Source organism: Maribacter sp. (genome assembly GCF_039968975.1).
Classification (GTDB): Bacteria; Bacteroidota; Bacteroidia; order Flavobacteriales; family Flavobacteriaceae; genus Maribacter.
On record NZ_JBDVOT010000104.1, the window covers coordinates 1 to 1,526 of the forward strand.

A 1,526-nucleotide genomic window follows, 5' to 3' on the forward strand; every position below is an offset into this window, starting at 1 on the left:
TTCGGATCAGGAATTCATAGCTGAAATAATAAACTCTTTAAAATCTTTAGATATAGGAATCAATGTATTGTTAATCATAATATCCTTAGAATTGATAGCATCAATATGATCAACATTTACAATATAAGATTTATGTGCTCTATAAAATTTATTCTGTGGTAATTTCTCTAGGTAATCTTTCAATGGAGAACGTACCAAAAACTTCTTGTCAATTGTATTTACTTCTAAATAAACGTTATCGGCTTTAATGAACTGAATATCTCCAAATTGTATTCTATAATAAAGATGTTGTTTCTTTACAAAAATAGAATCCTTTAAAATAGAATTAGACATTGCTACGTCTTCAGTATTTGTAGTAGTTGCAGTTCCATTACTGGCAGCTGTTTGTTTACCATAAATAAAGTTCGATAATGCAATTTCAATAGAAGTATATAAATCCTGTTGTTCAAATGGTTTAACTAGGTAACCATTAGGTTTTACCGTTTTAGCATTCTCAACAGTTGCACGATCAGAATTGGAGGTTACGAAAATGAAAGGAATATCATAGTTTCCTCTAATATGCTTACCCAAGTCAATACCCGTTTTATCAGAAGCTAAAATGATATCAATTAAAACTAAATCTACCTGTTGGGTTTTTAAAACTTCAACAGCCTGTTCGTAAACTATTACGTTATCTACTATTTCATATCCTATTTCCTCTAGCATAGATTGCATATCATCAGCGATGATTACATTGTCTTCAACAATTAGAATTTTTATGGGTTGTTCCAAGGTTTAGATTAGTTTGTGGGTTATACTCAAAATTACAAAAAATAATAATAACTAATAAAAAACAGCAGAGCTATAAAAAAGGTACTCAATGCCAGAATTTTAAGTTCTGGATCAAGTTCTACCTCGTTTTTAGTTCGGGCTACTTTTCTTAAATGTATAAATACCGGAAGGTAACCTACAAGACTTACATAACGTAACTGTGACCCATTTGTTGTGAACAAGAAACATAACAAACACAAAAATGAAACAATTAACAATGCATAGTGATACTTTTTTGCATTAGCCAAGCCCATTTTAACGACTAGCGTATTCTTACCCACAATTGCATCAGATTTTATGTCTCTCATATTATTGAGATTAAGAACACCTACACTTAAAAATCCAATAGAAATTGCTGGAAGAAATGTCATAAAAGAAATCGCTTTCAAAAATAAAAACATAGACCCTAAAACACTGACGAGCCCAAAAAATATGAAAACAAATAAATCACCTAAACCATTGTAACCGTAGGCAGATTTACCTACTGTATATTTTATAGCTGCCCAAATCGCAAAGGCTCCCAACAGTAAGAATACTATAGGGTATAAAATATCTTTTAAACCGAATGCTCTAACAATTAAAGAAACTATGAGAATTGCATTTATTATAATACTAATATAAATACCAGATTTTAATTGTGAAGCAGTTAGGAGTCCACTTTGCATAGCTCGTTTCGGTCCTAGTCTATCAACACCATCGGTCCCTTTAACTCCGTC

2 protein-coding genes are annotated in these 1,526 nt (G+C 31.1%); both read right to left on the reverse strand.

Translation table 11 applies throughout. The features are described from left to right. Positions 1–6: 6 nt before the first annotated feature. Entirely contained in the window at positions 7–771 is a 765-nt protein-coding gene (locus ABJI11_RS07215) for a response regulator (protein WP_348350776.1), read from the reverse strand. A 32-nt stretch (positions 772–803) separates the two neighbouring features. Then, a partial coding sequence (gene menA, locus ABJI11_RS07220) for a 1,4-dihydroxy-2-naphthoate octaprenyltransferase (protein ID WP_348350778.1) occupies positions 804–1,526 on the reverse strand: 723 nt, incomplete at its 5' end.